3 protein-coding genes are annotated in these 4,302 nt (G+C 77.8%); all 3 read right to left on the minus strand.

The features are described from left to right. A partial coding sequence (locus AKI01S_RS29370; RefSeq protein ID WP_218009856.1) for a hypothetical protein occupies positions 1 to 1,083 on the minus strand: 1,083 nt, incomplete at its 3' end. Next, complete coding sequence (locus AKI01S_RS29375) at positions 1,083 to 2,267, minus strand: serine/threonine-protein kinase (RefSeq protein WP_067825038.1); 1,185 nt, start codon at positions 2,265 to 2,267, stop codon at positions 1,083 to 1,085. The genes AKI01S_RS29375 and AKI01S_RS29370, both read right to left, overlap by 1 nt. Next, positions 2,264 to 4,302, minus strand: a 2,039-nt coding sequence (locus tag AKI01S_RS29380; protein WP_067825040.1) for an AAA family ATPase, incomplete at its 5' end; no start/stop codon positions are given. The genes AKI01S_RS29380 and AKI01S_RS29375, both read right to left, overlap by 4 nt.

The raw sequence follows: 4,302 nt of genomic DNA on the forward strand, positions 1-4,302 counted from the left end.
GGCGCGCGCGGCGGCCAGGTCCGCGTACGCGGCGGGCGGCGCGGTCTCCGGCGCGGTCTGCGGCGTCGCGGAGTCGGGGGCGGCGTCCCGCAGCAGGCAGCCGGTCGCCCAGGCGGGGGAGCGACCGTGCAGCCGCGCGACCCCCTCGTGGTCGCCGGTCAGCAGCAGCGCCCAGGCGGCGTGGTAGGCCCAGTCGGGGCGGCCGGGGAAGGCGTCGGCGAGCGGGACGAGGACGCGGGCGGCGCGGCGGGCGTCGCCGTCCAGCAGGTAGGTCCGGCCGATCGCGTAGTCCAGCCACTCCCCGGCGTGCAGGGCGACGGTGAAGCGGACGAGGCGTTCGACGGGGACGGGCCCGGTGGTGGAGTCGGTGGTGGAGTCGGCGGTGTCGAGCCAGTGCAGGGCGCGGCCGAGCTCGACCAGCTCCTCGATCGCGCGGGAGGTGGGGCGGCCGGGCCGCGCGGCCAGCGCGGCGACGGCGGCGTGCTCGCCCAGCCGCAGCCGGGCCGCCAGCAGTGCCGCGAACGCCGTCCCGTCGGCGGGGGCGTGTTCCAGCAGCGCGACGGCGCGGGCCGGGTCGTCCTCGACCAGCAGCGCGTGCAGGGCGAGGGTGCTCTCCAGCCCCGGGACGGCGAGACGCCGGGCCGCCTCCCCGGCCTCGCGCACCCGCAGGAGGCCCGAGCCGAAGTCCACGCGCAGCAGCTCCCGCGCCAGTCCCGTCCACTCCGGCGGCAGCGACGGCGGGCAGCGGCCGATCAGCTCGCGGGCCTCGCGTTCCTCGCCGCGCGCCGCCCGCGCCGCGATCAGCGGCCACCACGCGCCCGCGCCGGTCCGCGCCCCGACGTCCTCCAGCGCCGCGAAGTCGTCGCCGGTCAGCAGCGGCAGCAGCCGGGGGTCCAGCATCGCGGCCTGGAACTCGGGCCACAGCCCGCCGGCCCCGGCGGGGTCGGCGGCGATGCCGTCGCGGATCTCGCGGAGCCGTGCCAGGGCCTGCGCCGGGTCGGGCTCGGCCAGCGCCGCGGTCCAGCGCCGGCGCAGCCGCCGGTCGCGGTTGAAGATCCGTCCGAACGCGCCCTCCTGCGCCATCAGCGGTCCCCGCCCCCTTCCCGGCGGCTGAGTTCGGCGTAGCGGTCGGCCTGGAAGTCGTTGCCGATCCGGCGGTACGCCCTACTGAGACGATCGAGGAGCGCGACGCGTTCGGCCCGATCGTCCGGCGCGGCGGGGTCGTCGCGGACCGTCCGCCACGCGCGCTCGTAACGGCGGGCGGCCCCGGCGTGGTCGCCCCGGTCCGCCAGCAGGTCCGCCTCGCGGACCAGGTCGGCGGCCGCGCCGCGCGGCGCGGGGCGCGCGGGCGCCGCCGGGGCGGGCTCGTCGATCGCCTCGATGAGCTCCTCGGCCGTGCCGAACCGGTCGCGCGGGTCGTGGGCCAGGCAGCGCAGCACCAGCGCGTCGAGCGCGGGCGGGACGGTGTTGTTCAGCCGCGACGGCGGATCGACGATGATCTCGCGGCGGGCCTCGTACAGCCAGTCGCCGTGCGCGTCGGCGGGCAGTCCGTAGGGCGGGTGCAGGTGCCCGTAGGGGTGCCGCCCGGTCAGCCCCTCGTAGATCAGCAGGCCCAGCGAGTACAGGTCGGAGGCCCGCACGCTCCGCCCCCGCCACGTCTCGGGGGCCATGTAGGCGAGCGTCCCGGCGACGCCCTCGACGTGGCCGCCCGCCACCATCCGCGCGGCCAGCCCGAAGTCGACCAGCCGGACCGTGCGGTCCAGGCCGAGCAGGACGTTGTCGGGTTTGAGATCGCGGTGCAGCAGCGGCGGCGTGAGCGAGTGCAGCCCGCGCAGCGCCACCGCGACCTGCCGCGCCCACCGCGTCATCAGCCGCGCCGGGACGCCCCCGGGCAGCGACGCGAACTGCGCCGCCAGCGTGGTGCCCTGCACGTACTCCATCACCAGGTAGCCGCGCCCGTCCGCGACGCCCGCGTCGTACAGGTGCACCAGGTGCGCGCGGGCCTCGGTGTCGGTCATGCCGTCCATCGCCTCGGCCAGCAGCAGCGCGTCGCCGAACAGGTCCCGCACGTTCGCCTCGGTCAGGCCGGTGCGCCGCGACAGCTTGACCGCCACCCGCCGCACCGGCGCGCCCAGCAGCCGCTGCCGGCTGCGGAACACCCCGCCGAACCCGCCCTCGCCCAGCCACTCCTCCAGCGGGTACCGGCCGTCGAGCACGGTGCCCCGCAACGTCTTGAGGTCCCCGCTCACCGGGGTGCCGCCGGTCACCGCGGAACCGCCTCCACCGGGGGGTCGCCGCCGGGCCGGAACAGCAGCTCGACGCGCCCGGCCGCGCGGAACGCCCCGGGGTCCCGGTCCGCCGCCAGGGTGATCGGGTCCTCCACCAGCCGCGAGACCAGCCGGGACACCACCCGGCCGCCCTCCGCGCCGCCGGACTCCCGGTCGGCCGCGTACGCCAGGTCGGCGATGTGCCCGGCCAGCGCCTCGGGGACGACCAGGTCCTTGTCGCGGCGGGCGCGCCAGAACTCCCGCTGCTCGCGCAGCAGCCTGGCGCAGATCCCCGCCATCGCCGCCCGGTCCAGCGGCCGGAACACCACCACCTGCCGCAGCCGGGCCAGGAACTCCGGCGGGAACGTCGCCTGCCCCGACCGGGGATGGCGGACCTCCCGCAGCACCCGCCGCACCGCGGCGGCGATCTCCTCGTCGGGGCGGCCCGCCGCCGCCATCTCGGCGATCAGGTCGTGCCCGGCGTTGGTGGTGAGGATGAACACCGCCCGGTCGGCGAACGCCTTCACCCCGCGCTGGTCGGTGATCCAGCCCTCGTCGAACAGGTTGAGGAACGGCCGCCACACCTCCGGGTGCGCCTTCTCCGCCTCGTCCAGCAGGAACACGCAGTAGGGGTCGGCGTTGAGGTCGTTGACCAGCCGCCCGCCCGAGTCGTGGCCGACGTAGCCGGGCGGCGACCCGATGATCCCGGCGATGCTGTGCGGCTCGGCGAAGTTCTCCATCGGGTAGGTCCGCAGCCGCTTGGACGCCGAGTAGACGCGGGCGAGGGTCTTGGCGGTCTCGGTCTTGCCGACGCCGGTCAGCCCCGCGAACAGCATCACCGACGCCGGGCGGCCGGGACCGGCCAGGCCCGCCTTGACGCGGCGCAGCTCGGCGGCCACCGCCCGCACCGCCCCCGGCTGCCCGACCACCGACTCCGACAGCACCCGCTCGAAGTCGGTGCGCTCGCCGCTCCCGTGGATCTGCGCGGCCGGGACGCCCGACAGCTCCGCGACGACCTCCACCACGTCGCCCGGCCCGACGGTGTCGCGGGTCTCGCCCGCCTGGGAGCGGCGGTAGTGCAGGTCCTCGCAGGCGCGGTGCAGGACGCGGACGGCCTTGGCGGGCAGGCGCTCGCTGAGGATCAGGTCCGACGACAGCACCACCGCCAGGTCCACGGCGCGGTCGTCGGCCCGCACGCCGAACCGTTCGGCCAGCCTCCCGGCGGCCCGCGCGGCCATGTCGCGGGCCTCGGCCGGGCCGGGTTCGGCCACCTCGATCCGGGTGGTCAGCTCCAGCAGCGCCCGGTCGGCGCCGACCAGGTCCTCGAAGTCCTGCGGGGTCAGCACCCCGACCAGGTGGAGGCGGCCCTCCTTGAGCGCCGCGCGCAGGGCCAGCCGGTGGTCGGTGCCGTGCGGGCCGCGCAGCAGCGCGCCCAGCCCGTCGGCGCACACGATCACGTCGGTGCGGCCCGCGACGTGGCCGACGATCCCGGCGAGCGCGGCGGCGCTGTCGCCGGGCGCGACGTCCCCGCAGTCCACGTGCAGGAACCGCTTGCGCCGCAGGAACGGGATCTCCCCGGCCGCCGCGCGCCGCGCCAGCTCGCCCAGCAGCGTCGTGGTGCCGGTCCCCGGATCGCCGGTGATCAGGACGTGGTGGGCCTCGGCGCGGTGCAGCGCCCGGCACAGCGGGTCGAAGTAGCGGTCCAGGTGCGGCGCCGGGGCGAGGCCGCCGGTGCGGGCCAGCCAGGTCAGGTCCTGCGACGGCGGCAGTCCGGGCGGGAGACGGAACGCGGTCTCGCGCGGCGTCCCGGCGTCGCGCAGCCGCCGTTCCAGGTTGTCGCGCAGCAGGTCCAGGTCCAGGGCGAGCGGCGGGGCGGTGAGGACGGCGCGCAGCCGCTGGGGCGGGTCTGCCAGCACCGCGCCGAGCAGGTGGTCGGGGCCGACGCGGTCCGCGCCGCGCCCCCGCGCGTCGCGCCGCGCCCCGGCCAGCAGGTCGAGCGTCGGGCCGCCGAGCCCGGCGCGGTCCAGCGGCGGGG

This window comes from Actinomadura kijaniata NBRC 14229 (genome assembly GCF_001552175.1).
Classification (GTDB): Bacteria; Actinomycetota; Actinomycetes; order Streptosporangiales; family Streptosporangiaceae; genus Spirillospora; species Spirillospora kijaniata.